We start from the raw sequence: 4,133 nt of genomic DNA, 5'->3' as shown, positions 1-4,133 counted from the left end.
GTCCTAATACGTCGAAGGCCCCCCTTCTCCCGAAGTTACGGGGGCATTTTGCCGAGTTCCTTAACCACGATTCTCTCGATCTCCTTGGTATTCTCTACCTGACCACCTGAGTCGGTTTGGGGTACGGGCAGCTAGAACCTCGCGTCGATGCTTTTCTCGGCAGCATAGGATCACCCACTTTTCATCCGCATCGTGTCTCAGCCTATGTGAGTGACGGATTTGCCTATCACTCGGCCTACGCACTTGCACCAGGACTACCATCGCCTGGCTTGGGCTACCTTCCTGCGTCACACCTGTTAATACGCTAGCCGCACCAGCATGGGGTCGAGCGTTCACACGGACGACATCACCCCGAAGGGATCCGAACATTCCGAGCTAGGACTCTTAGCACCACTGGATTAGCTTGGGCGGTTCTTCGCCGGTACGGGAATATCAACCCGTTGTCCATCGACTACGCCTGTCGGCCTCGCCTTAGGTCCCGACTTACCCAGGGAAGATTAGCTTGACCCTGGAACCCTTGGTCTTTCGGAGGACGTGTTTCTCACACGTCTTTCGCTACTCATGCCTGCATTCTCACTCGTGTCGCGTCCACGGCTGGGTCACCCCGCCGCTTCACTCGCGACACGACGCTCTCCTACCCATCAACACGGCTGGACCACGAAGGCCTACCAATAATGTCAATGCCACAACTTCGGTGGCGTGCTTGAGCCCCGTTACATTGTCGGCGCGGAATCACTTGACCAGTGAGCTATTACGCACTCTTTCAAGGGTGGCTGCTTCTAAGCCAACCTCCTGGTTGTCTAAGCAACTCCACATCCTTTCCCACTTAGCACGCGCTTAGGGACCTTAGTTGGTGGTCTGGGTTGTTTCCCTCTCGACTATGAAGCTTATCCCCCACAGTCTCACTGCTGCGCTCTCACTTACCGGCATTCGGAGTTTGGCTGACGTCAGTAACCTTGTAGGGCCCATCGGCCATCCAGTAGCTCTACCTCCGGCAAGAAACACGCAACGCTGCACCTAAATGCATTTCGGAGAGAACCAGCTATCACGAAGTTTGATTGGCCTTTCACCCCTATCCACAGCTCATCCCCTCAGTTTTCAACCTAAGTGGGTTCGGTCCTCCACGACGTCTTACCGTCGCTTCAACCTGGCCATGGATAGATCACTTCGCTTCGGGTCTAGGACACGCGACTGAATCGCCCTATTCAGACTCGCTTTCGCTACGGCTACCCCACACGGGTTAACCTCGCCACGTATCGCTAACTCGCAGGCTCATTCTTCAAAAGGCACGCTGTCACCCCTACTAAGGAGGCTCCAACGGTTTGTAAGCAAACGGTTTCAGGTACTATTTCACTCCCCTCCCGGGGTACTTTTCACCTTTCCCTCACGGTACTTGTCCGCTATCGGTCATCTGGGAGTATTTAGGCTTATCAGGTGGTCCTGACAGATTCACACGGGATTTCTCGGGCCCCGTGCTACTTGGGATACTCTTCACGCCAAGAACAGGCATTTCGACTACGGGGTTCGCACCCTCTATGACCGGCCATTCAAAACCGTTCGTCTATACCCTCTTGTCACGTCGACTGCTCGGCAGAGCAATCAGAAAAGTCCCACAACCCCCAACATGCAACGCCTGCCGGCTATCACACACGCTAGGTTTAGCCTCTTCCGGTTTCGCTCGCCACTACTCACGGAATCGCTGTTGCTTTCTCTTCCTGTGGGTACTGAGATGTTTCACTTCCCCACGTTCCCTCTACCCGCCCTATATATTCAGGCGGGAGTCACTAGGTCGGCACGCCGCCCAGCGGGGTTTCCCCATTCGGACATCCTCGGATCAAAACTCGCTTATCAGTTCCCCGAGGCTTATCGCAGATTGCTACGTCCTTCTTCGGCTCCAGATGCCAAGGCATCCACCGTTTGCTCTTAAAGACTTGAAATCACATGAGTTGAATCGTCAAAAAATTGACTAATGATCTTTAAGATCATCTTCACGACACCATCCCGAAGGATCATGTCGAAGATGCTCGCGTCCACTGTGTAGTTCTCAAAGTACGGGCGGTACCCTCCCCCGCCACCGAACACCGGCGCAGGAAAAGGCCCTAGAGGAACAGCCACCAACCACCACCAGCCTTCCGACTAGCGCGATCAGCGCCCGGCCCCTCAGGACCCAACAGCGTGCATGTGCCCACCCCTCCGACCCGAACCGTTCCCACAGCAAGCTGCGTACTAGATCCAGAATCCTCAGACTGAGCACCCCATCAAATGTTCCACCCATGAGCTAACCGGCAGACACATTCGGTCTGATCCGGCGCCTGGACACCACAACCCGAAGACTGTAGCGCCAGATGCTCCTTAGAAAGGAGGTGATCCAGCCGCACCTTCCGGTACGGCTACCTTGTTACGACTTAGTCCTAATTACCGATCCCACCTTCGACGGCTCCCTCCACAAGGGTTGGGCCACCGGCTTCAGGTGTTACCGACTTTCATGACTTGACGGGCGGTGTGTACAAGACCCGGGAACGTATTCACCGCAGCGTTGCTGATCTGCGATTACTAGCGACTCCGACTTCATGAGGTCGAGTTGCAGACCTCAATCCGAACTGGGACCGGCTTTTTGGGATTCGCTCCACCTCACGGTATTGCAGCCCTTTGTACCGGCCATTGTAGCATGCGTGAAGCCCAAGACATAAGGGGCATGATGATTTGACGTCATCCCCACCTTCCTCCGAGTTGACCCCGGCAGTATCCCATGAGTTCCCACCATTACGTGCTGGCAACATAGAACGAGGGTTGCGCTCGTTGCGGGACTTAACCCAACATCTCACGACACGAGCTGACGACAACCATGCACCACCTGTTCACCAGTGTCCAAAGAGTTGACCATTTCTGGCCCGTTCTGGTGTATGTCAAGCCTTGGTAAGGTTCTTCGCGTTGCATCGAATTAATCCGCATGCTCCGCCGCTTGTGCGGGTCCCCGTCAATTCCTTTGAGTTTTAGCCTTGCGGCCGTACTCCCCAGGCGGGGAACTTAATGCGTTAGCTGCGTCACGGAAACCGTGGAATGGTCCCCACAACTAGTTCCCAACGTTTACGGGGTGGACTACCAGGGTATCTAAGCCTGTTTGCTCCCCACCCTTTCGCTCCTCAGCGTCAGTTACGGCCCAGAGATCTGCCTTCGCCATCGGTGTTCCTCCTGATATCTGCGCATTCCACCGCTACACCAGGAATTCCAATCTCCCCTACCGCACTCTAGTCTGCCCGTACCCACTGCAGGCCCGAGGTTGAGCCTCGGGATTTCACAGCAGACGCGACAAACCGCCTACGAGCTCTTTACGCCCAATAATTCCGGATAACGCTTGCGCCCTACGTATTACCGCGGCTGCTGGCACGTAGTTAGCCGGCGCTTTTTCTGCAGGTACCGTCACTTTCGCTTCTTCCCTGCTAAAAGAGGTTTACAACCCGAAGGCCGTCATCCCTCACGCGGCGTTGCTGCATCAGGCTTCCGCCCATTGTGCAATATTCCCCACTGCTGCCTCCCGTAGGAGTCTGGGCCGTGTCTCAGTCCCAGTGTGGCCGGTCACCCTCTCAGGCCGGCTACCCGTCGACGCCTTGGTGAGCCATTACCTCACCAACAAGCTGATAGGCCGCGAGCCCATCCCAGACCGAAAAATCTTTCCAGACGTTGACCATGCGATCACGCCTCATATCCAGTATTAGACGCCGTTTCCAGCGCTTATCCCAGAGTCCAGGGCAGGTTGCTCACGTGTTACTCACCCGTTCGCCACTGATCCACCAAGCAAGCTTGGCTTCACCGTTCGACTTGCATGTGTTAAGCACGCCGCCAGCGTTCATCCTGAGCCAGGATCAAACTCTCCGTAAAAAAGAAATGCATACAACACGGGGAAAAACCGTGCCGCAGCGAGTTTGAAACTGACCAAAGAGATACATCATTGCTGACTATCCGTTGCCACCCCCGAAGGAGTGGTCTTTGATCCAAAGGAATTTCTCGCAGTCCGAAGACCGACGAGGAATAAATTGGCATTTGACAAGTGCACGCTGTTGAGTTCTCAAGGAACGGACGCACCCACAGAAACGATCTCTCGACCTACCCGTGAGGCAACTTCACTACCTTAT

Annotated in this window: 2 rRNA genes (1 of these 2 running past the window's edge); both read right to left on the bottom strand. The window is 55.1% G+C overall.

The annotated features are described in order from the left end of the window. Nucleotides 1-1,937: ribosomal RNA gene (locus tag MRBLMI1_RS16025) — 23S ribosomal RNA — on the bottom strand (its annotated part extends 1,243 nt beyond the left edge of the window); the annotation flags it as partial. Nucleotides 1,938-2,356: 419 nt separating this feature from the next. Further along, a 16S ribosomal RNA gene (locus MRBLMI1_RS16020) occupies nucleotides 2,357-3,879 on the bottom strand. Between the last annotated feature and the right edge of the window lie 254 nt (nucleotides 3,880-4,133).

It is taken from the genome of Microbacterium sp. LMI1-1-1.1 (assembly GCF_040815675.1).
GTDB lineage: Bacteria > Actinomycetota > Actinomycetes > Actinomycetales > Microbacteriaceae > Microbacterium.
Note: the sequence above shows the minus strand (reverse complement) of the source record. Positions and strands in the feature narration are given on the sequence as shown.